This is a genomic window from Intestinirhabdus alba, from assembly GCF_009711095.1.
GTDB classification, from domain to species: domain Bacteria; phylum Pseudomonadota; class Gammaproteobacteria; order Enterobacterales; family Enterobacteriaceae; genus Intestinirhabdus; species Intestinirhabdus alba.
The window spans coordinates 1-25123 of the sequence record NZ_WMJZ01000016.1 but is presented as its reverse complement, the minus strand read 5'-3'; the positions used below and the strand labels follow the sequence as shown (position 1 = coordinate 25123).

Here is a 25123-nt window from a genome sequence, read left to right as displayed (position 1 = left end):
CCTTGTATGGTAGCTTTCATGGCAAGATTCTGGATAATAAAATAAAACATAATTTTATTTCCGGTAAATTACATGGATACCCCTCTTACGCCCTCGGTTTTTGCCCGTAAAAATATTGTTTATCTGAGTGCAGCCTTGTGCTGTTTGCTATGGGGAAGCGCCTATCCGGCCATCAAGAGTGGCTATGAGATATTCCATATTGCAACGGACGATATCGCCTCCAAAATTGTTTTTGCCGGCTACCGCTTCCTGTTTGCAGGGCTGCTGCTGCTATTGCTGGCGTTGATCCAGCGTAAGCCCATCTGCCGACTCAGCCCGCGTCAGTTCGGGCAGGTGACGCTGCTGGGGCTGACCCAGACCTCGCTGCAATACACCTTCTTTTACATGGGCCTGGCGTTTACTACCGGGGTGAAGGGCTCGATCATGAACGCCACCGGAACGTTCTTCAGCGTGCTACTGGCGCACTTTATCTACCAGAACGATAAACTCAGCTATAACAAAACCCTTGGCTGTATTCTCGGCTTCGTGGGGGTAATGGTGGTGAACCTTAACGGTGGATTAATGGACTTCAGCTTTAGCCTGCCGGGTGATGGTTCGGTGGTGCTGGCGGCCTTTATTCTTTCCGCCGCCACCCTGTACGGTAAGCGCATCTCGCAGACCATCGACCCGACGGTGATGACCGGCTGGCAGCTGGGCCTCGGCGGGCTGGTGCTGGTGGCCGGCGGCTATGCCTGCGGCGGCACGCTTACCGTGCACGGCTTCTCTTCGATTGCGATCCTCGGCTATCTGACCCTGCTCTCTTCGGTGGCCTTTGCGCTGTGGAGCATTCTGCTGAAATACAATCGCGTGGGGATGATTGCGCCGTTTAACTTCCTGATCCCGGTAGCGGGAAGCGTGCTGTCGGCCATCTTCCTCAGCGAGAATATTTTTGAGCCGAAATATGCGGTTGCGCTGGTGCTGGTCTGTTCGGGGATCTGGTGGGTCAATAAGGTGCGCAAAGGATAGACGCCGGCCGCTTCTGGCGCGCCCGCCAGGGAAGCAGAAGCTGGCGGCGCGCCGTTCGGTTAAGGGGTGCGGCCCTGGTGCGCCCGGATAAAGCTGCCGTCCGGCTGGCGGATGAACAGCACCTGCGCGTCGTTTCCGGCTTCAATAATCAGGCCCGTCACCACGCCGCTGGCGTTCTGGCGGATTTTCACCTTCTGCCCCTCTTTCAGGTTGCTTAGCGGCTTGCCCGCGCCTTCCACCTTTGCCATGGCGTATACGTCCGTTGGCGGCAGGCCGCGATCGCGAAACAGCTGCGCCAGGGTTTTACCGGCCTCGACGCGGTACGAACGCCACTGCTGGTCAACGTCATCCGCCTGCTGGAAAGGCTGGGCCTGGGACGAGGCCGCTTCCGGCTCGCCCTCATCAACCGGCTCCGGGGCGACAGGTGCGAGCCGATCCATATCGTTCTGCGGGACAACCGGCTGTGCTTCTGCTGACGGAGAGGGGGAAGAGAGATCCAGCTGCGCCTCGCGCGTCACAACGGGCGCGTTGCGGGTGTTATCGGAAGGAAGCAGAAAGCCGATAATCAGGGCGATAGCGGCCACGATAATGCCGCGTCGGTGCATCGGCGGCAGCGGGTCCATAAGGCGAAAATCGTCCGGCGCATGCCAGATTTTCGCCAGGGTTGGTTTCAGTTCAAAGCGCCCGGGCATGGCTTTCCTCCTGCTCCGCGTTGCGTTCCTCAATCATAGCGTATGCGAGCTAACGTTATGATGCTTTTGTACCGTCCGCTTTCGTGACCCGACAACGGTTATGCTATTGTTTCTTTTTCCCCGCGATTTGTCATCCTTCCTGCGACAAAGTTTTACCCCAGGTGGCTCGGCTGATATGCTGCCCGCTACTTTACCTCCGATGAAAGGAAATATGATGGCCACCCCCACTTTTGAGACGATCGAAGCGCAAGCGAGCTATGGCATTGGTTTGCAGGTAGGACAGCAGCTGAGCGAATCCGGGCTGCAGGGGCTGCTGCCTGAAGCGCTGGTTGCCGGTATCGCCGACGCGCTGGAAGGCAAGCAGCCTGCCGTGCCGGTTGACGTCGTGCACCGTGCGCTGCGTGAAATTCATGAACGCGCCGACGCCGCGCGCCGCGAGCGTTTCCAGTCGATGGCCGCCGACGGCGTAAAATACCTGGAAGAGAACCGTGAGAAAGAGGGCGTCAACAGCACGGAATCCGGGCTGCAGTTCCGCATACTGACCCAGGGCGAAGGGACAATCCCGGCGCGTACCGATCGCGTTCGCGTACACTATACCGGCAAGCTGATCGACGGCACGGTGTTCGACAGCTCCGTGGCGCGCGGCGAACCGGCGGAGTTCCCGGTGAACGGCGTGATCCCCGGCTGGATCGAGGCGCTTACCCTGATGCCGGTAGGCTCCAAATGGGAACTGACGATTCCGCAGGAGCTGGCCTATGGCGAGCGCGGTGCCGGCGCGTCTATCCCGCCGTTCAGCACTCTGGTGTTTGAGGTTGAGCTGCTGGATATTTTATAAGCGGCGGCTTCTGCTCCTCTCCCGGCCGGGAGAGGAGCAGCTATAAGGTCATTAACTTCTTCACGGGATCGAGCCTCGCCTTTTGTTTTGTAAGATAAGCGCTGCGCGTGGCTTTGTGAACTAATTCGCGGTAACAGAGTGATGTGTCACTCAAATTAAACATATAATTAACATTGTATTTAAATCATTGTATTCAACCCGCCGATTGTTACCTAATATCGATAAGTCCTGATGACAGGATCGTCGTATCATAGACGCACCAAGGGCCGCAGAGTCCAAACACAACTGACAGACAGGTACAGGAAGAAAAACATGGTAGATCAGGTAAAAGTCGCTGCCGACAGCCCGGCTCCGGCTGAGCAGTCGCTACGACGTAATCTCACGAACCGGCATATTCAGCTTATCGCTATCGGCGGCGCTATCGGTACGGGCCTGTTTATGGGGTCCGGCAAAACCATCAGCCTCGCCGGGCCGTCGATTATTTTTGTTTATATGATCATCGGCTTTATGCTCTTTTTCGTTATGCGGGCAATGGGTGAGCTGCTGCTCTCTAATCTGGAATATAAATCATTCAGCGACTTTGCCTCGGACCTGCTCGGCCCGTGGGCGGGTTATTTTACCGGCTGGACCTACTGGTTCTGCTGGGTGGTGACCGGCATGGCCGATGTGGTGGCCATTACCGCCTATGCCCAGTTCTGGTTTCCCGGCCTCTCCGACTGGGTCGCCTCGCTGGCGGTGGTGGTCCTGCTGCTGAGCCTGAACCTGGCGACCGTAAAGATGTTCGGCGAGATGGAGTTCTGGTTCGCGATGATCAAAATCGTCGCCATCGTGGCGCTGATTGTGGTCGGGCTGGTGATGGTGATGATGCACTTTACTTCCCCCACCGGAGTTGAGGCCTCATTCACCCATCTGTGGAACGATGGCGGCTGGTTCCCGAAAGGGGTTAGCGGTTTCTTTGCCGGCTTCCAGATAGCGGTATTCGCCTTTGTCGGCATTGAGCTGGTGGGCACCACGGCGGCGGAAACCAAAGATCCGGAGAAATCACTGCCGCGCGCGATTAACTCCATTCCGGTACGCATTATCACCTTTTATGTGCTGGCGCTGATCGTCATTATGTCGGTCACCCCGTGGAGCTCCGTCTCTCCGGCCAAAAGCCCGTTCGTCGAGCTGTTTGTGCTGGTTGGCCTTCCCGCCGCTGCCAGCCTGATTAACTTTGTGGTGCTCACCTCCGCGGCCTCGTCCGCTAACAGCGGCGTCTTTTCCACCAGCCGTATGCTGTTCGGCCTGGCCCAGGAGGGCGTGGCGCCGAAGGCGTTCGCGAAGCTCTCTAAGCGCGCGGTGCCGGCGAAAGGGCTGACCTTCTCCTGTATCTGTCTGCTGGGCGGAGTGGTGATGCTCTACGTGAATCCGAGCGTGATCGGCGCATTTACCATGATCACGACGGTATCGGCGATCCTGTTTATGTTCGTCTGGACGATCATTCTCTGTTCGTACCTGGTGTACCGCAAACGGCGTCCGCATCTGCATGAACAATCGATCTACCGGATGCCGCTTGGCAAGCTGATGTGCTGGGTATGCATGGCGTTCTTCGCCTTTGTGGTGGTGCTGCTGACCCTGGAGGCGGATACCCGTCAGGCGCTAATCGTGACGCCGCTGTGGTTTATTATGCTGGGGCTGGGCTGGCTGTTTGTTGGTCGGAAGCGCATGGCTGCGGCAGGCAAGTAGCCCGTTGGCGCGCCCGAAACGGGCGCGCCAATCCCGTAAGCCACTCTCGCGGGGCGGAGGCGGGCGAAAAAAAGAGCCGCTGAGCGGCTCAATGTTTCATCAGTCATAACGCTCTCGGGCGTCTTTTTTATTCACCTGCGAGGGCACGCGGAAAAAGCACGTTGTTTTCGAGGCTGATGTGCTCCATCAGATCGTCAATCATTTCGTTAATGCCGTTGTACATGGCTTTCCAGGTGGTGCACGCTTCCGGCGGAATGGTAACGTTGTTGGTGATGTGCTTGATCACCTCCAGCAGCTCGCCCGCTTCGTCGTGCTCGCTCTCCATCACGCTGATTGGCCCCATCGCCTGGTTGCCCATGCCCTGTTTGATCATCGGGAACAGGATCTGCTCCTCTTTCATCATATGGTTGGACAGCTCCTGGTGCAGCATGGTCAGGTATTTAGTCAGACCTTTTGGCACGTTAGGTTTGTCGGCATGGACACGTTCAACCTTGGTGGCCTGCACGATCAGCTCCGGCAGCTGTTCGCGGTGCCGGTCATGGTAGCGCACGATGATATGGTCGATGATTTCGGCCAGCGGCGCGGCGTGCCAGTCTTTTTCAATTGGCTGCTCGGCCAGCTGCGCCAGCTGAGCTTCGATCGCCTCAACATCCAGCTCTTTACGGGCCGCGGCGCGTTCCAGCGTCTGCTTGCCGCCGCAGCAGTAATCCATGTCGTACTTACGAAACAGCGCTGAAGCGCGAGGAATAGTAAGCGCCAGTTCACCTAAGGGTTGATCGCGATAAGACATTGCCGTTACCTCATTCTCAATAATATAAGATGTATTTTAAATACATCTTTTAGCGCAGGCTATAACCCTTTAGGGGCAGAAGTCTTTTATTATGGCCGCCTCTTATTATTAATAACTGACTGAATAAACACATTATTGGCTGGAAAGTCTTGTGGTGAGTGGTTTTTCCGGGCGTGCTCTGACGGCGATCGCCACTCCGGTCACCAGCAGCAGAATGCCAAACAGCGTCAACGACGGCGGGAACGCCTGGCGCATAATAAAGGTATAAAGCAGCCCCGCCAGGGTTTCAAAAACGATCAGCGGACCGAGTATTACCGTCGGCAGACGCTGGCTGGCGATGTTCCAGCACAGCGCGCCTGACCACGAGCAGAGGATGGCGATAGTCACCATCAGCCCGATAAATACCGCCGGCCGCGGGCCAAAGGGCAGGGCGAACGCCGGCATCCGGCTGTGCAGCCAGAAGCAGGCCGCCGCGTAGCCCAACAGCGACACCGGCAGCGTAACCAGCGCCTGGGCCGTTGCCCACATCATCGGCGGCTTATCCGGGTTTTCCCGTAGCCAGCGGGCGTTGCGCAGCGCGTACCACGTCCAGCACGCCACGGACCCCACCGCCAGCCCGATACCTGAAGCGTAGCGCCAGCCGCCGACGCCGGAAGGCCCGTGACTCAGCTCGGCGGCGTTGACGCACAGCAGGCCCATGCCGGGCAGCAGCAGCGCGGGGACCAGGCGTCGCCAGGGAAGTTTGCCGTCCCGGCGACTGTAGAGCAGATTGGCGAAGAGGGGCAGCACCACCGGCAGCGTGCCGACGATCATGGTTGAAACCGGCGCGCCGGTGCGCTGAATAGCGCTGGCAAGGCAGAGGTAGTAGATCAGATTGCCCATCATCGTCAGCGCCAGGGCGGTCAGCCAGTCCCTGCGCGACAGCTGGCGCAGCCGCGCGCGTCCGCACCACGCCAGCGGCAACGCGATCAGGCCCAGTGCCAGATAGCGCCCCATCGACTGCAGCACCGCCGGGTAGTCCGGTACGATCAGCGGCCCGACAAAAATTAATCCCCACATCAGCCCCGCCAGCAGAGCATACAGCACGCCGCTAATCATCTTTTCACTTCCGTATCGCTTAAGGTTGCGCAAAGTGTAGGCAGAAAAAAATCGTATGTATTGTTTAAGGCTGCGCCTGATGTGCGAAGAGGTATCGGGAGCCGCGCCTTGCCGGTGGATTGCTTCCGCAGGCGGAGAAACGCCGCGCGGTAGCAAAAAGGGGGACTTGTCGCCGCTAAACCGGGCGGGGATGCCCGGCACGCTCTGGCTCCTGTGGGCCGTGCGGCGTTATACAGTGAAGGTCCGCAGGAGCGGTGAAATTACTTTCCGAGCAGCGCGTTAAGGCTCTCTGCTAGCGGGGTGGTTGGACGGCCAATCAGCCTGCTCAGCGTATGGCTGTCGTCAAACAGGCCGCCTTTTGCGGCCCCGGCGTCGGAGTTGGCCAGCATCTCCGCCAGCCCGGCGGGCAGCCCCGCCTCCTTCAGCGCGGCGGCGAAATCGGCTTCGCTCAGATTCTGATAAACCACCGCTTTCCCGCTCTGCCCGTTCAGCCCGGCGACCAGCTGGCTCAGCGTCCAGGCCTCGTCGCCCGCCAGTTCATAAATCTTACCGGCGTGTCCCTCTTCGCTGACCACGCGCGCGGCGGCGGCGGCGTAGTCGGCGCGGGTGGCGGAGGCAATTTTACCTTCCCCGGCGGCACCAATAAAAACGCCGTGCTCAAGGGCGACGGGGACGCTGGCCAGATAGTTTTCCGTATACCAGCCGTTGCGCAGCAGGGCGAAGGCGATACCGGAGTCCGCCAGCATTTTTTCGGTCTCCTGATGCTCGCCTGCCAGGGCCAGCGGGGAGCGATCGCTATGCAGCAGGCTGGTATAGGCGATAAATTTTACCCCGGCGCGGCGCGCGGCGTTAATCACATTGCGGTGCTGGGCGGCGCGCTGTCCCACTTCGCTTGACGATATCAGCAACAGCCTGTCGACGCCCGTCAGGGCGTCGGTAAACGCCGCCTCGTCGCTATAGTCTGCCTGACGCACGGCGATCCCCCGCTGGCTCAGGCCGGCCGCTTTTGCCGGGTTACGCACAATGGCGACGATCCCGCTCGCGGGGATGCTTTTCAGCAGGTTTTCAATAACGTGTTGGCCCAGCTGGCCGGTGGCTCCGGTAATCGCAATCATAGTCTGTCTCCTTAACGGGTGGCTTGTATTGGATAACGTTAGCACCTAAACTTACTTTTAGTAAGTACGCACAAAAAGGTAAGTATGAAGATGACGAATCGCTCCCTTTCTGAACAGCTGCGCAGTGGCAATCTGTTCGCCGAGCAGTGCCCTTCCCGCGAGGTGTTAAAACATGTGACCAGCCGCTGGGGCGTGCTGATTCTGGTGGCGCTGCGCGACGGCACGCACCGCTTCAGCGATCTGCGGCGCAAAATGGGCGGCGTCAGCGAAAAAATGCTGGCGCAGTCGCTGCAGGCGCTGGAGTACGATGGCTTTATTAATCGGGTGTCCTATCCGGTGGTGCCGCCCCACGTAGAGTACAGCCTGACCCCGCTGGGCGAGCAGGTGAGCGACAGAGTCGCCGCGCTGGCGGACTGGATCGAGATGAACCTGCCACAGGTGCTGGCGCAGCGGGATGTGCGGGCGGCGTAGCGGCGTGAAGTGGTGTCGGTCGTTCAGACCCGCAGTTGACGAATTTACCGTAGCGTTGCCTCTCTGATGTAGCCTGAAATCCTTTACACCGCGGTTTCCTGCTTACAGCACCGTGAATCATGCCATAAGGTCGTCTGCTAAAACCGCAAAGGCTTTCACAGTTGGCGGATCTCCCGACGATCGGGTATAAATAAAACAATAAGTTAACCCCACTGACAGAAGCGAGGTGGAGAATGTTAGAACAGATATGCCAGCTGGCCCGAAGCGCAGGCGATGCCATTATGCAGGTCTATGAGGGAGCCAGCCCTATAGAGATCGCCAGCAAGGCGGACGACTCTCCGGTTACCGCGGCGGATCTTGCCGCCCATGCCGTTATTGTCGCGGGGTTACAGGCGCTGACGCCGGCGATCCCGGTGCTGTCGGAAGAGGATCCGCCCGCCTGGGAGGTGCGCCAACGCTGGCAGCGCTACTGGCTGGTGGACCCGCTGGACGGAACTAAAGAGTTTATTAAGCGTAACGGCGAGTTTACCGTCAACATTGCGCTGATCGACCAGGGCAGGCCGGTGCTGGGGGTGGTGTATGCGCCGGTGATGAAGGTGATGTACGGCGCGGCGGAGGGGAAAGCGTGGAAGGAGGAGTGCGGCGTGCGCAAGCCGATTCAGGTGCGCGACGCCCGCCCGCCTCTGGTCGTTATCAGCCGCTCACATGCCGATGACGAGGAGCTAAAGGAGTATTTACAGCAGTTGGGCGACCATCAGACCACCTCGATTGGCTCTTCCCTGAAGTTTTGTCTGGTGGCCGAGGGGCAGGCGCAGCTCTATCCGCGCTTTGGGCCGACCAACGTCTGGGACACCGCCGCAGGCCATGCGGTCGCCGCCGCCGCCGGAGCGCACATTCACGACTGGCAGGGGAAAACGCTGGATTACACGCCGCGTGAATCGTTCCTTAACCCCGGCTTTCGGGTGTCCATCTACTAGGCTGTGTCCCGTAACCGGGCGTTGACGCCGCCCGGTTACGGGCCTAAACGAAGCGCGGGCGAAAGCTAGCGCTCGTCGCCGTCCGGATAGGCGGAGGGGGCAGGCGCTACGCCAGCCCGACGTTCAGCCCAGGCGACCAGCACAAAAAAGGTCACGCTGACCAGCGACCCGGCGATAATAGCCATAATACCCCATGGCTCTCCCGCCAGCTGCCAGCCAAGTCCGGCCAGCGAACCTGTAATAATCGACCACAGTCCCGCCTTCGGCGTTGCGCCTTCCCACAGCAGGCCGAACAGATAGGCGGCGAAGGGACCGGTGGCGCGCAGCGTAAAGGCAAACATCAGCAGGCTGATGATCTCGCCGCTCCACAGGGCGATCAGAATGGAGAAAATACCGACCACCAGCACCACCCAGCGGCTCATCTTCAGCGTATCGACCTCTTTTTTCTGAAAATAAGGTTCGTGAATATCCTTCACCCAGGTGCTGGCCGCCCCCAGCAGATCCCCGGAGGCGCTGGAGAGGGTGGCGGATATCACCGCCGACAGCAGCAGCCCCGACACCAGCGGCGGCAGCAGATGAACGGACACGGTCGCCAGCGCGTTATTCGGGTCGATATCAGGAAAGGCGGCCAGCGCGATCAGCCCCAGCACCGCCGGAATGAAGGCGTAGATAGCCATAAACAGGCTGCACAGCAGCGAACCGCCGATGGCGACCCGTTCGTTCTTTGCTGAATAGTAGCGCTGTACGGCTTCCTGCCCGGTGGAGAAGGTCATAAAGTACATGACCGTCAGGCCCAGAATGGTTTTCCAGCCCAGCCGGGTCATCTCAAACTGTTCGGCGGGGACGCTTTCCACCACATAGCTCCAGCCGCCGTCCAGCATTGAGAGCGACACCGGAACGGCGATGGCGAAGCCGAAAATAATGAGAAAGAACTGAACAAAGTCGGTCAGCGTGACGCTCCACATGCCGCCAATCCACGTATAAAAAACCACCACCACGCCGGAGATAATAATGGCGTACTGGGTGTTAAAGCCGGTCAGCACGTGGACGATAGTCGCCGTGGCGGTGATCTGCGCCGCCCCCAGCGTGACTAACGCCAGCAGAGAGAGGCAGGTGGTAATCAGGTAGCTGCCGGTGCCGTACCGGCGTCCGATGATTTCCGGAACGGTGGTCGCCATCGCCCGGCGCATATAGGGGGCGATAAACGAGACCAGAAAAATGCCCAGTCCGGTGGCGATCACGTACCAGCCGGCGGAAAGCCCCCAGGCACCGTAGGCTTTCGCCGCAACGCCGACCGAGCTGCCGCCGCCGATCTCCGTTGCGGCCAGCGTACCGGCCAGCATTACCGGGCCGAGACGGCGTCCGGCCAGGTGATAATCCTCAACGTTTTTAATTTTTGTTTTGGCATAAAGTCCAATGCCAATCATTGATATCATATATATTACTATAATAATATAAATAGTAGTTTTATGATCCATGACTTTCTCCTGTAACGGTGAAAGTTCTTTTTATTCAATTCCTGTGCCAGTGCGGCGGATAGTTATGTAAAATAAGTGAGAAATCCGTCACTGTTATTTATTCAAAAATGATAACGGGAACTCATTTTGATAACGGGCGTATCAATTTATACATTCCCGGCCATGAAAAGCGGAGTCCGAATGGCCCCCGTCTCCCCTTGTTTTCTTTTTTTCAGCGGCTTATCGCGGGGCGCTGACTACCGCTGTCTCTGCTGAAACCGCCTCCGGCGTTTCCGACAGGCTCCGCGCGGCGGTCATTATCGCAGCCGGGTAACTTTTTACCGGATAATATTATTCACCTCTTTGTCCGGCTATTTTTACTGAACTAAAGTAAAGCCTTCGCTCACGATAAAAGATGACTTTTCTTAAAGATAAAGAGGCTGTGGCGAAGATAAAAAACTGGCGCGGCGGCACAGGAGCGACCCCGCCGGTTAAATAAGAACGTCCGCCGACAAATAAAGCATAAAATATCGTAGCTGGTCTGAGTCGTTTCCCTGGACGATGTTTGCCCGCAACGTCACGCTATTTCCGCCGCGCTGGAGGGGAATAGCGTGCGCCGGGAAACTATTTAAGTAGCGTATGCAGCAGGGAGATAACCTGCTGCACCTCTTCCTGAGTGAGTGCGCCATCTTTTGCCCACCGCACGCGCCCGTCTTTATCGAGCACTACCACGGCCGAGCTTCCTGCGTCAAGCTGCCAGGCTTTACGCGCCACGCCGTTGCTGTCGACGATAATCTGCGACCAGGGGTAAAGCTTCTTATTGCTTTCAAGGCTACTGCGCACAAACATGCCGGTGCCGGGTATGGCGTCGTCAGCGTTGACGATGGTGGTCGTCTGATAGCGGTCATGGGGCAGCTTTGCTGATTTGATTGCCTCAATCAGGCCGGCGTTTTTCTCTTTGGCGGAGCTGCGCCCGGCGATGTGTTGCAGAATGCGCACTTTGCCGGGGAGCTGCGCGCTGTTCCAGCTTTTATAGCTGAAGGTATCGTGGTTCAGCATCAGCTCGCCGCGATCGGTAATCCCCACCGGCGGTACCCGCTGGTCTTTTTCAAAACCGTGCGCGGAGGCCAGCATTGGCAGCAGCAGGCATGACAGGGCCATCAGTTTTTGTAGGGTCATGGTGTTTCCTTAGGGTTATGTGCAGGCGATCCGACCACCGGGGTCAAAGGGTAAGCATATGTAGGGAGCGGCGGCTTTTCCTGCACGCGCTGCGCCAGTTTGCGGACGGGCGCACAATTTCCGGGAAAAATAGCGTCATATACTGAAGCGAAGGGTCGGCCAGAAAGATTATTCTGAATAAATGTAATTTAATGGTAAATAAACTTATACAAACTGGAAACATTAAGCAGATAGTCTATAGTCAAATGGCATTAAAATTTGCGCTTCAGAACGCTGGGCCGATTGTGGCACCGCAGGGGCGTAAGATTTAGCAGGAGACAACAATGAAAATTTTCCAACGCTACAACCCGCTTCAGGTGGCGAAGTACGTGAAGATCCTGTTCCGTGGACGGCTATACATCAAGGACGTGGGCGCTTTTGAGTTCGATAAGGGAAAAATCCTTATCCCAAAAGTGAAAGATAAACAGCATCTGTCCGTCATGTCAGAAGTGAATCGTCAGGTTATGCGTCTACAAACCGAGATGGCTTAACCGAAGCGCTGGGCAGAAGTTTGCTGCAGTGTACAAACGGCTCCCGAGGGAGCCGTTGATGTTTTCAGGGCTTACTCCCCGCTCTTCTCCTTTGCGTCCGGCAGCTTTGGCGTCAGCACGCCGGGCTTGCTGTCCAGGCGCGTCACCAGCAGCTGATCGATTCGATAGTTGTCGATGTCGACCACTTCAAACTTATAGCCGGAGAACTTCACCGAGTCGGTGCGTTTCGGGATTTTACGCAGCATAAACATCATAAAGCCGCCGATAGTTTCATAGTTCCCGGACTGCGGAAACTCGTCGATGTCCAGCACGCGCATCACGTCGTCAATCGGCGTGCCGCCGTCAACCAGCCATGAATTTTCATCGCGCGCCACGATCTGCTCCTCCAGCCCCTGACCCACCAGGTCGCCCATCAGGGTGGTCATGACGTCATTGAGCGTAATTACCCCGACCACCAGCGCATACTCGTTCATAATCACCGCAAAGTCTTCCCCCGCAGCCTTAAAGCTTTCCAGCGCTTCAGAAAGGGTCAGCGTGTCCGGAACGATGAGCGTGTTGCGGATCTGCACCCCGCTGTTGAGGGCCATGCTTTGGTTGGCCAGCACGCGGTTAAGCAGATCTTTCGAGTCAACATAGCCGATGATATGGTCGATATCCTCGTTGCAGACCAGGAACTTAGAGTGCGGATGCTCTGCGACCTTGGTTTTCAGGCTCTGTTCGTCCTCGTGGAGATCAAACCAGATAATGTTTTCGCGTGAGGTCATAGAGGAGGGCACCGTGCGGGACTCCAGTTCAAACACGTTCTCAATCAATTCGTGCTCCTGCTTGCGCAGCACGCCCGCCAGCGCTCCCGCCTCGACCACGGCGTAAATGTCATCGGAGGTAATATCGTCTTTGCGCACCATCGGCAGCTTAAAGATGCGGAAGATCACGTTTGCCAGCCCGTTAAAGAACCACACCAGCGGAGTGAAGACAAACAGGCAGAAGCGCATGGGGTTGATGATGCGCAAAGCCACGACTTCTGGCGCAATCATACCGATGCGTTTCGGGGTAAGGTCCGCAAAGAGAATAAACAGGCCGGTGACCAGCGAGAAGGAGAGAATAAAGCTCAGCTGTTCGGAAAGCTCAGGCGACAGATAGCGCGAGAAAAGGGAGTAAAACGCCGGAGAAAAGGCCGCATCGCCGACGATACCGCCAAGAATCGCCACCGCGTTCAGGCCGATCTGCACCACGGTAAAGAACATGCCGGGGTTTTCCTGCATCTTCAGGACCCGCTGCGCGTTAAGGTTGCCTTCATCGGCCAGCAGCTTCAGCTTAATTTTACGGGATGCGGCCAGCGAGATTTCCGATATTGAAAAAAATGCACTGACCGCAATAAGACAAAGTATTACTAAGATACTGTTTAACATAGTTTATCCGGCCTATTGCCAGATCCTCGGAAGGGAAGTTGATACCATTTGTGTGAAAACACAGTGAAAACCGGCCCGTAGCAGTGAGCCGGTAAGTTCAGGGGCCAGGGCCATTCAGGACCGCTGCCGCGTGACTCGCTGTGCGTCTGGCATTACCAGACGTTCACGGCTTGCGCCTTGCACCAGGCCCGAATAGTCGCCAGCGACGCTAGTATAGCGTAAGGCGCTGTAACGCCGCCAGAGGCTTAGCGCCTGCCCAGGAGCGCGTCGTGAGCCAGGTATGATGGCGCAGGGCAGGCCCGTCGCGTCCGGCCGCAGGGGCGTTAAGCCTCCGGCGGCAGGCAGACGCCAATGCCGCCGATGCCGCAGTAGCCGTACGGATTTTTATGCAGATACTGCTGATGCTCGTCCTCGGCATAGTAGAACGGCATGGCGGGGCAGATTTCTGTGGTGACAGCACGTTGGTCTCCGGCGGCGGCCATCGCCGTCTGGAAGCGTGAAAGCGTGGCGCGGGCGGCGCTCTCCTGTTCGGGCGTCAGCGGATAGATCGCCGAGCGATACTGAGTACCGCGATCGTTGCCCTGGCGCATGCCCTGCGCCGGGTCGTGGTTTTCCCAGAAGACCTGCAGCAGCTGTTCATAGCGGATAACCGCCGGATCGTAAACCACCCGCACCGCCTCGGCGTGGCCGGTTTCGCCGGAGCAGACCTCCCGGTAGGTGGGATTAGGCGTATAGCCTCCGGCGTAGCCCGCGGCGGTACTGTAAACGCCGGGGAGCTGCCAGAACAGCCGCTCCACGCCCCAGAAGCAGCCCATTGCGAACAGGGCGATCTCCATACCGTCAGGCACGTTGGTCATGGAGTGCTGGTTAACCGCGTGAAGCGTCGCCACGGGCATCGGCGTATTGCGTCCCGGCAGGGCATCGGCCTGTGAAATCAGGTGGTTCTTATCAAATAAACTCATGGTATCGCTCTCCCGAAAAGGGTCATGGGGCCAGGCGTCGTCTTGCCGGTGCGGCCCGCCTTTGCTTATCCGAACGGCGCAGAGGCTGTCCCGTCGGCCCGTTTTACCTGCCATCTGAAGTCGGATTGCGCTTACACAAAACGCATCGCGTTGTGAACGTTCGCGGGGGCGGCCCCGTTGGGGGGAGCGTCGCGAATCATTCGTCGATCTTATCTGTACGCCGCGCGCCTGAATGTCCCCTGGGGACGCTCACGGACGGTGAAAGAAGACCGCCTGGCCTCTTATTACGGTAAGTTTCAGCGAACTATACCCGTCATACTTCAGGTTGTATGTGCGTTGGCTTTATTCAGCCCAGGGACCTCACCCCTTCGGGGCCAGCTCTGGGCTGTTCAAAACGCGCTGCGTTTTGTCCTGCAACTCGAATTATTTAGGGTATACGCCGGTTTGTCGCCGTAATACAACGTGAAAACTAATGGGTACAGGTTGTATCAAGGCGCATATTTGCACACAATAACGAAAAATAATGCGTCTACATTAAACATAAGAAATATTTGGGTAGTCGTACTTTTTTTAATCCCAATTATTGGGTTTTTGTTAAGCCGTGGAGCGGCATTATCATCTCTTTCCTGGGGTGGGAATAGGGGACAGACAGGAGTAAAAGTGGCATATATCCGTCAGTTATGCTGGGTCGGCCTGTTGTGCTTAAGCGGCTCAGCCCTGGCCGCGAACATCCGCCTGAAGGTCGAAGGGCTGTCGGGCGAGCTGGAGAAAAACGTACGCGCCCAGCTCTCCACCATTGAAAGCGACGAGGTAACGCCCGACCGGCGTTTTCGCGCGCGCGTTGATGACGCTATCCGCGAGGGGTTGAAGGCGTTGGGCTATTACGAGCCAACTATCGATTTTGATTTACGTCCGCCTCCGGCGAAGGGACGCCAGGAGCTGCGCGTCAGCGTCAGGCCAGGGGAGCCGGTGCGCATCGCTGGCACGACGGTGATTTTACGCGGCGGCGCGCGGAGCGACAGGGATTACCTCGATCTGCTGAAAATGCGGCCGGCTAACGGGAAGGTGCTTAATCATGGGGAGTACGATGATTTTAAAAAGTCGTTAACCCGGATAGCGCTGCGGAAAGGCTATTTCGACAGTGAATTCAATAAAAGCCAGCTTGGGGTCGCCCTCGACCGCCGCCAGGCTTTCTGGGACATTGACTATAACAGCGGCGAGCGCTATCGCTTCGGCCACGTCACCTTTGAAGGCTCGCAGATCCGCGACGAATACCTGCAGCATCTGGTGCCGTTCGACGAAGGCGATGAATACACCTCAAAAGAGATGGCGGAGCTGAACCGGCGTCTCTCCGCGACCGGCTGGTTTAATTCGGTGGTGGTGGCCCCGGAATTTGAGAAGGCCCGCCAGACCAGGGTGCTGCCGCTGAAGGGGGTGGTATCGCCGCGCGCCGAAAACACCATTGAGACCGGGGTCGGCTACTCTACCGACGTCGGGCCGCGGGTGAAGGCGACGTGGAAGAAGCCGTGGGTCAACGCTTACGGCCACAGTCTGGTGACCAGCACCAGCGTTTCGGCCCCGGAGCAGATCCTCGACTTCAGCTATAAAATTCCGCTGTTAAAAAATCCGCTGGAGCAATACTACCTGGTGCAGGGCGGATTTAAGCGTACCGATCTGAACGATACCGAAGCCGATTCCACCACCCTGGCGGTTTCGCGCTACTGGGATCTCTCCAGCGGCTGGCAGCGGGCCATCAATCTGCGCTGGAGCTTCGACCATTTTACCCAGGGGGAGGTCACCCATACCACCATGCTGTTCTATCCCGGCGTATCGGTCAGCCGCACCCGCTCGCGCGGCGGGCTGATGCCGACCTGGGGCGACTCCCAGCGCTATTCCGTTGACTATTCCAACACCGCCTGGGGTTCTGACGTTGATTTCTCAGTGCTGCAGGCGCAAAACGTCTGGATCCGTACGCTGTACGATCGCCACCGTTTCGTGGTGCGCGGCAACCTGGGCTGGATTGAGACCGGCGATTTCGACCGGGTGCCGCCGGACCTGCGCTTCTTCGCCGGCGGCGATCGCAGCATACGCGGCTATAAGTACAAATCTATTGCTCCGAAGGACAGCAACGGCGATCTGAAAGGGGCCTCGAAGCTGGCGACCGGCTCGCTGGAGTATCAGTACAACGTCAGCGGTAAATGGTGGGGGGCGGTATTCGTCGACGGCGGCGAAGCGGTCAGCGACATCCGTAAAAGCGACGTTAAAACCGGCACCGGGGTGGGCGTACGCTGGCAGTCTCCGGTCGGCCCGATCAAGTTCGATCTCGCCGTGCCGCTCGGCGATAAAGATAAACACGGTTTACAGTTTTATATCGGTCTGGGGCCGGAATTATGAGTTTATGGCGGAAAGTAAGCCTCGGCGTGCTGATTTTTCTTCTGCTGCTGCTGGGCGCAGCGGCGTTTCTGGTGGGCACCACCAGCGGTCTGCATCTGCTGTTTGGCGCGGCAAATCGCTGGGTGCCAGGGCTGGAGATTGGTCAGGTCACCGGCGGCTGGCGCGATCTGTCGCTGAAAAATATTCGCTATACCCAGCCCGGCGTGGCGGTCAGCGCGGGCGATGTTCATCTGGCGGTTGGGCTTAACTGCCTGTGGCACAGCAGCCTGTGCGTTAACGACCTGGCGCTGAAGGATATTAACGTTGTCATCGACAGTAAAAAAATGCCCCCCGCCGCCCAGGAGGAAGAAGAGGAGAGCGGTCCGCTGGATCTCTCGACGCCCTGGCCCGTAACCCTCTCCAGGGTGGCGCTGAATAACGTCAATATCAGGATTGATGACACCACCGTTTCCATAATGGATTTCACCTCCGGCCTGAGCTGGCAGGAGAAAAATCTGACCCTGAAGCCGACCTCGCTGCAGGGGCTGCTGATCGCCCTGCCGAAGGTGGCGGAAGTTGCCCAGGAAGAGGTGGTGGAGCCGAAGATCCAGAACCCGCAGCCGGATGAAAAGCCGCTTGGCGAAACGCTGAAGGATCTCTTCTCCAGGCCGGTGCTGCCGGAGATGACCGACGTGCATCTGCCGCTGAACCTTAATATTGAAGCCTTTAAGGGCGAGCAGCTGCGCCTGACCGGCGACACCGAGCTGACGGTGCGCAGTATGCTGCTGAAGGTCAGCAGCATCGACGGCAACATGAAGCTGGAGACGCTGGATATCGACGCCAATGAGGGAGCCATCAAGGCGACGGGAACGGCGCAGTTGACCAACAGCTGGCCGCTGGATATCACTCTGAACGGCACGCTGAATATCGATCCGCTGAAGGGCGAGAAGGTGAAACTCAAGGTGGGCGGGGCGCTGCGCGATCGGCTGGAGATGGGGATTAACCTCTCCGGCCCGCTGGACGTCGATCTGCGCGCTCAGACCCGGCTAGCGGAGGCCGGGCTGCCGCTGAACCTTGAGGTGGCCAGCAAACGGATCTCCTGGCCCTTCAGCGGTGCGAAGCAGTTTCAGGCCGACGATCTGAAGCTCAAAATGAGCGGCAGGATGACCGACTATACGCTGTCGCTGCGCGCGGCGGTGAAGGGGCAGGATCTGCCGCCTGCCGCCATCACCCTTGATGCGAAGGGCAACGAGCTGCAGCTTAATCTCGACAAGCTGACGGTGGCGGCTCTGGAAGGGAAAACCGAGCTGAAGGCGCTGCTCGACTGGCAGCAGGCGATTAGCTGGCGCGGCGAGCTGACGCTGAACGGTATCAACACCGCAAAGGCCTTTCCCGAATGGCCGTCGAAACTTAACGGCCTGGTGAAAACGCGGGGCAGCCTGTACGGCGGCAGCTGGCAGATGGAGGTGCCGGAGCTGAAGCTGGCCGGTAACGTTAAGCAGAATAAGGTTAGCGTGGACGGAGCCCTGAAGGGCAACAGTTATATGCAGTGGACTATTCCGGGGCTGCAGCTGGCGCTGGGTGCCAACCGCGCCGACGTGAAGGGCGAGCTGGGCGTGAAGGATCTCAATCTCGACGCCGTTATCGACGCGCCGGGGCTGGACAACGCGCTGCCGGGGCTTGGCGGAACGGCGAAGGGGCGCATTAACGTGCGTGGGACGGTGGAAGCGCCGCAGCTGCTGGCGGATATTACCGCGCACGGCCTGCGCTGGCAGGAACTCTCCGTGGCCCAGGTGCGCGTCCAGGGCGATATTAAGTCCACCGATCGGATCGCCGGCGATCTCAGCGTCCGCGTGGAGCGGATCGCGCAGCCCGACGTCGATATTAGCCTTGTGACTCTGAACGTGAAGGGCAGCGAGCAGCAGCACCAGCTGCAGCTGCGCGTGACGGGCGAGCCGGTCTCCGGCCAGCTGGATCTGGCGGGCAGCTTCGATCGGCAGGAGGGGCGCTGGAAGGGAGCCCTGAGCAACGCCCGCTTCCGGACGCCGGTTGGCCCGTGGTCCCAGACCCGCGACGTGGCCCTTGATTACCGCAGCCGGCTGCAGAAAATCAGCATCGGCCCGCACTGCTGGACAAACCCGAACGCGGAGCTGTGCGTGCCGCAGACTATCGACGCCGGCGCCGAAGGGCGGGCGGTGGTTAATCTTAACCGTTTCGATCTGGCGATGCTGCGGCCGTTTATGCCGGAAGCCACCCGCGCCAGCGGCGTTTTCAGCGGCAAAGCGGACCTCGCGTGGGACGCCGGGAAAGAGGGGCTTCCCCAGGGCAGCGTCACCCTTTCCGGGCGTAACGTGAAGGTCACTCAGACGGTCAATAACGCGCCGCTGCCGCTGGCTTTCGACACCCTGAACCTGAGCGCCGACCTGCATAATAACCGGGCGCAGCTGGGCTGGACGATCCGCCTGGCTAACAGCGGTGAGCTGGACGGCCAGGTGCAGGTCACCGATCCGCAGGGGCGGCGCAATCTTGGCGGCAACGTCACGATCCGCAACGTTAATCTGGCGATGATCAACCCCATCTTCGAGCGCGGTGAGAAGGCGGCGGGAGCGCTGAACGCGGGTCTGCGTCTGGGCGGCAACCTGCAAAGCCCGCAGCTGTTTGGCCAGCTGCAGCTTAACGGTCTTGATATCGACGGGAATTTTATGCCGTTTGATATGCAGCCGAGCCAGCTTGCCATGAACTTCAACGGCACGCGCTCCACGCTGACGGGCGTGGTGCGTACCGTTCAGGGGCAGATCGATCTGAGCGGCGATGCCGACTGGAGCCAGATCGACAACTGGCGGGCGCGGGTGGCGGCGAAAGGCAGCCGGGTGCGGATAACCGTGCCGCCGATGGTGCGTCTGGATGTTTCGCCGGACGTGGTCTTTGAGGCGACGCCGGCCCTGTTCACCCTTGACGGGCGCGTGGACGTGCCCTGGGCGCGCATTCAGGTGAAAGAGCTGCCGGAAAGCGCGGTCGGGGTCTCCAGCGATGAGGTGATGCTGAACCGCGATCTCCAGCCGGAGGAGGCCCGGACCGCCGCTATTCCCATCAACAGCAATCTGACTGTGCACGTCGGCAATAACGTGCGGATAGATGCGTTTGGTCTGAAGGCGCGGCTGACCGGCGATCTGAAGGTCGCCCAGGATAAACAGGGGCTGGGGCTGAACGGGCAGATTACCATCCCGGAAGGCCGGTTCCACGCCTATGGCCAGGATCTGCTGGTGCGTAAAGGCGAGCTGCTGTTCTCCGGTCCGCCGGATCAGCCGCTGCTGAACATTGAGGCCATTCGTAATCCGGAGTCGACGGAAAATGACGTTATCGCTGGGGTGCGCGTCACCGGTTCCGCCGATGAGCCGAAGGCGGAGATCTTCTCCGATCCGGCGATGTCGCAGCAGGAGGCGCTCTCCTATTTGCTGCGCGGCCAGGGGCTGGACAGCAACCAAAGCGACAGCGAGGCGATGACCTCGATGCTGATTGGTCTGGGCGTTGCACAAAGTGGCCAGGTTGTGGGTAAAATCGGGGAAACCTTTGGCGTCAGCAACCTGGCGCTGGACACGCAGGGGGTCGGTGATTCGTCCCAGGTGGTGGTCAGCGGCTATGTTCTGCCCGGTCTGCAGGTAAAATATGGCGTAGGTATATTTGACTCCCTGGCGACGCTCACGTTACGTTATCGCCTGATGCCTAAGCTGTATCTGGAAGCCGTGTCTGGCGTAGATCAGGCACTGGATTTGCTCTATCAGTTCGAGTTTTAGCGATGCGAATATTTGTCTATGGCAGTTTACGAATCAATCAAGGCAACAGCCACTGGATGACCAACGCCCAGCTGCTGGGGAATTACAGTATTGATAATTATCAGCTGTACAGTCTGGGCCACTATCCAGGCGCGGTTCCGGGTAACGGAACGGTACAGGGGGAAGTTTATCGTATTGATAACGCCACGCTGGCCGAACTTGATGCCCTGCGCACCAGGGGTGGCGAATACGCCCGTCAGTTAATCCAGACGCCCTACGGCAGCGCCTGGATGTACGTCTACCAGCGTTCGGTAGCGGGATTAACGCGGATTGAAACCGGCAACTGGCTTGACAGGGACCGCTTCTGAAACCGGCGTTTCCCGCCCGTGGGGCCGCGTTAGCGGCCCGGAAAGCGCTGTGGGAAAGCAGCTCCGCTGGGCGTGGCCGCTTACGTTGAGCCGGTAATGCGCGCCCTGAGCGTCGGGCGTCGGAAATTGGCCTCTGCCAGGCGCTGACGACGCTACCCTATACCTTTTTACCCGGCGATCCGGCGGGCGGCTATCGCGCCGTCGCGGGTCGCGCGTATCGTTCATCCGATCTCACGACCCGCGTCGGGTCATCATCACCGCATTCAGAAGATACCGTTTTTTAATCGCACGGTTACCGCCGGGGCGAGGTTTTACGCTCCGGCGCACGGGCCGCCGCTTTTCATAAGGACCTGCGCGACTTCTGGCTCAGCGTCGACGCCACGTCCGGTTAAGAGACGCCGCTCGATCGGAGGATGGATAACCCCGTTAGCGGGGGCACCCCGGCGCTATTGTTGTTTTTGTCGGCATGAGAAGATTCTATTGAATGAACAATAACATTTACTGGTGCTGCTGGTTGTTTTATTTAAATCGCTTCATTGTGCTTTGTAGAAGGGCGTGTCCGTTATAAGCTGCCAGATTTACAGTACATCCTGTAGCTAAGTGTTTATCGTGTTTGTATGTAAGAATCTCATTGCTAAACCCGGTGCAATCCTAAATTGTTGAGGGGGCATAACGCTTGTATCGCATCAGCCGTCTACTGACTTTTTCACTATTCATTTGTGATTGCCTACTGTTAAATCCTGTTTTTTTTATGTATCCAGGGACTTGTGCTTTATTATCAATAAATAAAACAAAAACTAAATTTCTTTTGTCTGATTCCGGACAGTGATTCGTATCCCGTAAGAAAAATACCCGATTGTCTCAGGTGAATAATTTAGTTTATATTAATTCCGCTATTTTACTTATGATTTATTACCCAAATTATAGGTAGATATAGAATATATATCCTAAATAATTTGAGTTGCATGACAAAACGCAAAGCTGTTTTGAACAGCCATAGAGTGGATCCCGAAGGCGGAAGGCGCTAAGGGCCGAATCACCCGGCAAGCGAGCGGTAAATTCGTCAGGTTACGAACTTGCATAATCGTATGCCCCCTTTAGTGATGGATAAGGATGTATCTCATTTCATCCCTGGGAGTTTCCGATCGGAGGGACGGCAACCTGGCCGAAAACCATTCTTGAACACCGTATGGCAGTGGTTCGTCAGGTTGAGTTTCATGAAGTGAGACGAGTAACACAAAAGCCAACGCACATGCAGTTTGACGTTATTTGAACGGTAGAGGAACAATGGCAGTAGAAAGAAATTCGTCAGAAGTGAATTTGAGTAGCCCCAGGCAGCCTTTGCCTTAGGCAGCGTCACCCTTTATGGATTCCCGGAAACTGGTTATTGTCTGGAGAAATTATCAGGGGACGGCTTGAACGTGATCCTGAAGGGGTAAGATCAAAGATTGGGTAAAACTACACATCTGCAAATTGAAAGATAGCGGGAATATCCCTTGTATTAACTTTTCTCACGTCGGCTTGCCAGATGGTAAGCACCGAAGCTGTCGGGGCGGGATACACTCTGTCCTGCAGTCAATTTATAAATTTTAAGGATGAAATATGTTCACAATTCTCAGCAAAAAATCCGTCTTTTTTTCCGCAACCCTTATTGCTACTGTGGTATCGCTCTCCGGTTGTACAACCTCAATGGGCAAGAAAGCAACAGCCAACAAGCCTTCGCCCGCGGCGGTGCAGGGAGCCTCTATCGCTAAAACTGAGAGTCGGCAGTGTACGGATAATTTTGATCTGCTCAAAAAACTTAACCCTACGGCATTTTCAATATACCGGTCGCAGTTTGATTCTATTAACGCCTCCTATAGTTATTACAGTGAAAATGAAGATCTAATGGAAAAAGATCCCAAAGAGGTGATGACCCTGACCCTTAACGATAAGCTGAACCTGATCTGCGATCGGGTAAAAAGTCAGACATTTATTGAAATCCGTAACCGGATGAATACGATTTCAAAAATCTGAACTGATGCGCTGGACTTACAACAGGGCGAAACATATTCCGGTTAATGAGTCGTCAGCAAAAATAGATATGTCCTGAATGAGTCGGGCTGCAGGAAAGTGGCGGAGGTGACAAATTCGTCAGGAACGAATTTGAACAGCCACAGGTCGTCTCTGGTGAGGGGCAAGGATGCCCCTCATGAATCACCGGGAGCTTTCCGGCGTCAGTGACCGGGCAAGCCGGCCTGGCTGACCTGAACGCCGCTGGCGGCGGCCCTTCAGGGGGTGGCCCGTAGGGTCAGCGCAGATGAAATCTGAAGTATGACGGGTATAGCTAACGCTATGGCTGGGAGGCGCGTTAAATCGCTGGGGAACCGCCTGGAACGCCTCCGTATTATGAGCCGCAAGGGCGAGGCTCATGAATGAGCCGGATAGTCAGGTAGTCAGTATGTATGTGGCCTGTAATATGACGGGATAGCCGCATAAATATACGCGAATAAAAGGATGGCTGATAATGGAGAAGTCAAAATGCTAGATCGCGATTCCAATACAGAGTATTACTTCGGAAGTGAAAAAAAATGCACCTATGGTAAAGACCATCACTGCCTTTCTGAATGGCAAGCTTGTTCAACAACGCCTTACTGCGTCTGGCCCGCAACAAATACCTGGCTATGCCTGGGCGTCAGTACGCTCATTGAGAAACTTTCTCCGCAAAAAACGCGGAATATGGCAGGACAACAAATCGTTTTTATCGATTTTTCAATGAATAATTTTGAGTACTTTATTTCAGACGGCTGGCTTTGGTCTTTTAAGAATTCAACGGTTATTTTCATTGTAGATACGCCGATGGCACCTTTTGCTAATTACTGGTTCGACCAAATGAGAACGTTGGAAATTTCTGGAGGGATAATTTACGCAGACGATACGATAACGCAGATAATCAGGAAGATTATATCTATTGTTGGTGGTAGTATTATTCTTCCCAATAGTAATAAGCCCCGAATTACCATTAATGAGTTTGCCATACTACGACTACTCTATCGTGGTGTTTCGCCAAAGCGAATGGCTGCTTTCTTTCAGACCAGCGTTAATGTCATCTATGCGAATAAAAGTAAAATAGAAAAAAAGTTTAATTGCTCGATAAAAAGATTGCCCCGCGCAGGTAGTACTTGACTACTGCCGCTCTACTATCTTCTGTAACGCTATCATGGCTAAAAATATCCGTTATACTTCAGGTGGCAGGTATACTGGCGACAGGAGTTTCCGATTCTTCCATCCTTCTCATTTTTCGGGCTACCGCCCGGCGGCGATCAAATCTGTTTTAGAACAGATTTGTCGTCGTTTTCTGTCTTAATGAGGCCATTAGCTTTATCCTGAGATTCCTACAAACGAAGACACAATTATTCAAGTTACATATTTGTAAAATATTATAGCCAGAGAGCTTATGTCTGCCGATGACGCTGGTTTATAGGATCGCCGAGGGCAACGGCGGGCCTGACAGCGTCATGAAATTACTCTATTAGTTCCACAATATCGAAATAAATTTATGATCTTTGCGCTTTTTTCTGTATCTGCATTCTGAACGATAATTATTTGTCAAAGTAATTAATTGAAGTTTGAAGTGCATATTAATGAACTAAAGCGTATCACCATGAGTTATTTGTAATGAGGCAGTTGATTGCAATTTTGATAAACGTAGAATTGATGTGCTGTGCTTAACAATTGACCGGGAAATGTGTTTTTACGTTCTGGGGATGATGGCTATCGGATTGTTGTGGGAGGGTTAAAAGAGCCTTCTCAGAAGGTTGGCTTTACGACTTGCAAAGTTTTATTTGTATGAGATTTTTAACATATAAGATGTGGTGTTCTTATTAAGATTGTGTATTTTACGCCTCTTCTTAAACATACTTTATTACTATGTTTGTAATTTGCTTTTTTATTGTGTGGTGGTTTATTCTGTTATCATCTTTTTTATGGATAAAAATACTGTTTTTCAGGATGGCAGACGAAGGTTAAATAATCTGTTTTTGTCTGTGTGCGGACCTTTCACCATTGCTCCGGAAATCTTACAGGCTGGTTAGTATAAATAATGCGTCTTATAATATTTAAGCCCTCTACTTTAATTTTAACCAGGCTTCTATGGATTAAGTGCCTGGTCTGTCAGAGATATCTGGTATTGGCCAGATATCTCTGAGCATAGATGGTGCGGAAGAGAACCCGTAAGGAGTGAACCAATAAATGCACTCTTACTACATTCAACTTCGTTGCCTGTTTTATTGAGGGCTGCCCGGAATAATAACAGCAGGTAAATAAAACTCTGATGGTCTGGCTTTAATTTTAAGGATGAAACTATGCGAGTGATACCGGAAAAA

General features: G+C 56.1%; 19 protein-coding genes. 11 read left to right on the top strand and 8 right to left on the bottom strand.

The genetic code is table 11. The features are described 5' to 3' along the window. Positions 1-72: 72 nt before the first annotated feature. A complete protein-coding gene (locus tag GJV78_RS12465) occupies positions 73-1005 on the top strand; it encodes a DMT family transporter (RefSeq protein ID WP_155108666.1) in 933 nt (310 codons plus the stop codon). Between the two features lie 59 nt (positions 1006-1064). On the opposite strand, the gene GJV78_RS12460 is transcribed toward GJV78_RS12465, so the two are convergent. Beyond that, on the bottom strand, positions 1065-1697 hold the full coding sequence (locus GJV78_RS12460; protein ID WP_155108665.1) for a LysM-like peptidoglycan-binding domain-containing protein: 633 nt from the start codon (positions 1695-1697) through the stop codon (positions 1065-1067). Positions 1698-1911: 214 nt separating this feature from the next. On the opposite strand from GJV78_RS12460, the gene fklB reads away from it, so the two are divergent. Further along, positions 1912-2532 carry an FKBP-type peptidyl-prolyl cis-trans isomerase gene (gene fklB, locus GJV78_RS12455; RefSeq protein WP_167519539.1) on the top strand — a complete coding sequence of 207 codons (621 nt, stop codon included), beginning with the start codon at positions 1912-1914 and terminating at the stop codon, positions 2530-2532. 312 nt (positions 2533-2844) lie between these two features. Next, positions 2845-4257 carry a D-serine/D-alanine/glycine transporter gene (gene cycA, locus GJV78_RS12450; protein WP_155108663.1) on the top strand — a complete coding sequence of 471 codons (1413 nt, stop codon included), beginning with the start codon at positions 2845-2847 and terminating at the stop codon, positions 4255-4257. Positions 4258-4384: 127 nt separating this feature from the next. Here cycA and ytfE read toward each other — a convergent pair whose 3' ends face one another. The 3 genes from ytfE to GJV78_RS12435 form a co-directional block, all read right to left on the bottom strand. Further along, positions 4385-5047, bottom strand: a complete 663-nt coding sequence (ytfE, locus tag GJV78_RS12445; protein WP_155108662.1) for an iron-sulfur cluster repair protein YtfE — start codon at positions 5045-5047, stop codon at positions 4385-4387. Positions 5048-5179: 132 nt separating this feature from the next. Beyond that, a complete protein-coding gene (locus GJV78_RS12440; RefSeq protein ID WP_155108661.1) occupies positions 5180-6145 on the bottom strand; it encodes a DMT family transporter in 966 nt (321 codons plus the stop codon). Between the two features lie 260 nt (positions 6146-6405). Further along, positions 6406-7260 carry an SDR family oxidoreductase gene (locus GJV78_RS12435; RefSeq protein ID WP_155108660.1) on the bottom strand — a complete coding sequence of 285 codons (855 nt, stop codon included), beginning with the start codon at positions 7258-7260 and terminating at the stop codon, positions 6406-6408. 90 nt (positions 7261-7350) lie between these two features. Here GJV78_RS12435 and GJV78_RS12430 point away from each other — a divergent pair, with 90 nt between their 5' ends. Continuing rightward, entirely contained in the window at positions 7351-7731 is a 381-nt protein-coding gene (locus tag GJV78_RS12430) for a winged helix-turn-helix transcriptional regulator (RefSeq protein ID WP_155108659.1), read from the top strand. 233 nt (positions 7732-7964) lie between these two features. Next, positions 7965-8708 (top strand): 3'(2'),5'-bisphosphate nucleotidase CysQ, encoded by a 744-nt coding sequence (gene cysQ / locus GJV78_RS12425; RefSeq protein ID WP_155108658.1) that lies wholly within the window; start codon positions 7965-7967, stop codon positions 8706-8708. A gap of 65 nt (positions 8709-8773) precedes the next feature. Here cysQ and GJV78_RS12420 read toward each other — a convergent pair whose 3' ends face one another. Next, complete coding sequence (locus GJV78_RS12420; RefSeq protein ID WP_155108657.1) at positions 8774-10186, bottom strand: sodium:solute symporter family protein; 1413 nt, start codon at positions 10184-10186, stop codon at positions 8774-8776. A gap of 603 nt (positions 10187-10789) precedes the next feature. Continuing rightward, positions 10790-11344, bottom strand: a complete 555-nt coding sequence (locus GJV78_RS12415; RefSeq protein WP_155108656.1) for a YtfJ family protein — start codon at positions 11342-11344, stop codon at positions 10790-10792. A gap of 323 nt (positions 11345-11667) precedes the next feature. Between GJV78_RS12415 and GJV78_RS12410 the strand changes: the two genes are divergently transcribed. After that, positions 11668-11874, top strand: a complete 207-nt coding sequence (locus GJV78_RS12410; protein WP_003856054.1) for a DUF1107 domain-containing protein — start codon at positions 11668-11670, stop codon at positions 11872-11874. Positions 11875-11945: 71 nt separating this feature from the next. Here GJV78_RS12410 and GJV78_RS12405 read toward each other — a convergent pair whose 3' ends face one another. Together GJV78_RS12405 and msrA are read right to left on the bottom strand one after the other, a co-directional pair. Continuing rightward, entirely contained in the window at positions 11946-13283 is a 1338-nt protein-coding gene (locus tag GJV78_RS12405) for a hemolysin family protein (RefSeq protein ID WP_155108655.1), read from the bottom strand. Between the two features lie 323 nt (positions 13284-13606). Beyond that, a complete protein-coding gene (gene msrA, locus GJV78_RS12400) occupies positions 13607-14245 on the bottom strand; it encodes a peptide-methionine (S)-S-oxide reductase MsrA (RefSeq protein WP_155108654.1) in 639 nt (212 codons plus the stop codon). 660 nt (positions 14246-14905) lie between these two features. On the opposite strand from msrA, the gene tamA reads away from it, so the two are divergent. The 5 genes from tamA to GJV78_RS12375 all read left to right on the top strand — a co-directional run bounded on the left by tamA (position 14906) and on the right by GJV78_RS12375 (position 23924). Continuing rightward, the gene (gene tamA / locus GJV78_RS12395) at positions 14906-16639 is read left to right on the top strand and encodes an autotransporter assembly complex protein TamA (protein ID WP_167519538.1); all 1734 of its coding nucleotides are present in this window, start codon (positions 14906-14908) and stop codon (positions 16637-16639) included. Then, complete coding sequence (gene tamB / locus GJV78_RS12390; RefSeq protein WP_155108652.1) at positions 16636-20412, top strand: autotransporter assembly complex protein TamB; 3777 nt, start codon at positions 16636-16638, stop codon at positions 20410-20412. Before tamA ends, tamB begins: the two co-directional genes overlap by 4 nt. A gap of 2 nt (positions 20413-20414) precedes the next feature. Then, complete coding sequence (locus GJV78_RS12385; RefSeq protein WP_155108651.1) at positions 20415-20759, top strand: gamma-glutamylcyclotransferase family protein; 345 nt, start codon at positions 20415-20417, stop codon at positions 20757-20759. Between the two features lie 1602 nt (positions 20760-22361). Next, complete coding sequence (locus tag GJV78_RS23615; protein ID WP_230979126.1) at positions 22362-22775, top strand: hypothetical protein; 414 nt, start codon at positions 22362-22364, stop codon at positions 22773-22775. Between the two features lie 504 nt (positions 22776-23279). Further along, positions 23280-23924, top strand: a complete 645-nt coding sequence (locus GJV78_RS12375; protein WP_155108650.1) for a helix-turn-helix transcriptional regulator — start codon at positions 23280-23282, stop codon at positions 23922-23924. The last annotated feature ends 1199 nt before the right edge of the window (positions 23925-25123 follow it).

Coding starts and splice junctions, on each gene's coding strand:
- GJV78_RS12465 (WP_155108666.1), top strand. CDS start 73: ATGGATACCCCTCTTACGCCCTCGGTTTTTGCCCGTAAAAATATTGTT.
- GJV78_RS12460 (WP_155108665.1), bottom strand. CDS start 1,697: ATGCCCGGGCGCTTTGAACTGAAACCAACCCTGGCGAAAATCTGGCAT.
- fklB (WP_167519539.1), top strand. CDS start 1,912: ATGGCCACCCCCACTTTTGAGACGATCGAAGCGCAAGCGAGCTATGGC.
- cycA (WP_155108663.1), top strand. CDS start 2,845: ATGGTAGATCAGGTAAAAGTCGCTGCCGACAGCCCGGCTCCGGCTGAG.
- ytfE (WP_155108662.1), bottom strand. CDS start 5,047: ATGTCTTATCGCGATCAACCCTTAGGTGAACTGGCGCTTACTATTCCT.
- GJV78_RS12440 (WP_155108661.1), bottom strand. CDS start 6,145: ATGATTAGCGGCGTGCTGTATGCTCTGCTGGCGGGGCTGATGTGGGGA.
- GJV78_RS12435 (WP_155108660.1), bottom strand. CDS start 7,260: ATGATTGCGATTACCGGAGCCACCGGCCAGCTGGGCCAACACGTTATT.
- GJV78_RS12430 (WP_155108659.1), top strand. CDS start 7,351: ATGACGAATCGCTCCCTTTCTGAACAGCTGCGCAGTGGCAATCTGTTC.
- cysQ (WP_155108658.1), top strand. CDS start 7,965: ATGTTAGAACAGATATGCCAGCTGGCCCGAAGCGCAGGCGATGCCATT.
- GJV78_RS12420 (WP_155108657.1), bottom strand. CDS start 10,186: ATGGATCATAAAACTACTATTTATATTATTATAGTAATATATATGATA.
- GJV78_RS12415 (WP_155108656.1), bottom strand. CDS start 11,344: ATGACCCTACAAAAACTGATGGCCCTGTCATGCCTGCTGCTGCCAATG.
- GJV78_RS12410 (WP_003856054.1), top strand. CDS start 11,668: ATGAAAATTTTCCAACGCTACAACCCGCTTCAGGTGGCGAAGTACGTG.
- GJV78_RS12405 (WP_155108655.1), bottom strand. CDS start 13,283: ATGTTAAACAGTATCTTAGTAATACTTTGTCTTATTGCGGTCAGTGCA.
- msrA (WP_155108654.1), bottom strand. CDS start 14,245: ATGAGTTTATTTGATAAGAACCACCTGATTTCACAGGCCGATGCCCTG.
- tamB (WP_155108652.1), top strand. CDS start 16,636: ATGAGTTTATGGCGGAAAGTAAGCCTCGGCGTGCTGATTTTTCTTCTG.
- GJV78_RS12385 (WP_155108651.1), top strand. CDS start 20,415: ATGCGAATATTTGTCTATGGCAGTTTACGAATCAATCAAGGCAACAGC.
- GJV78_RS23615 (WP_230979126.1), top strand. CDS start 22,362: ATGTTCACAATTCTCAGCAAAAAATCCGTCTTTTTTTCCGCAACCCTT.
- GJV78_RS12375 (WP_155108650.1), top strand. CDS start 23,280: ATGCTAGATCGCGATTCCAATACAGAGTATTACTTCGGAAGTGAAAAA.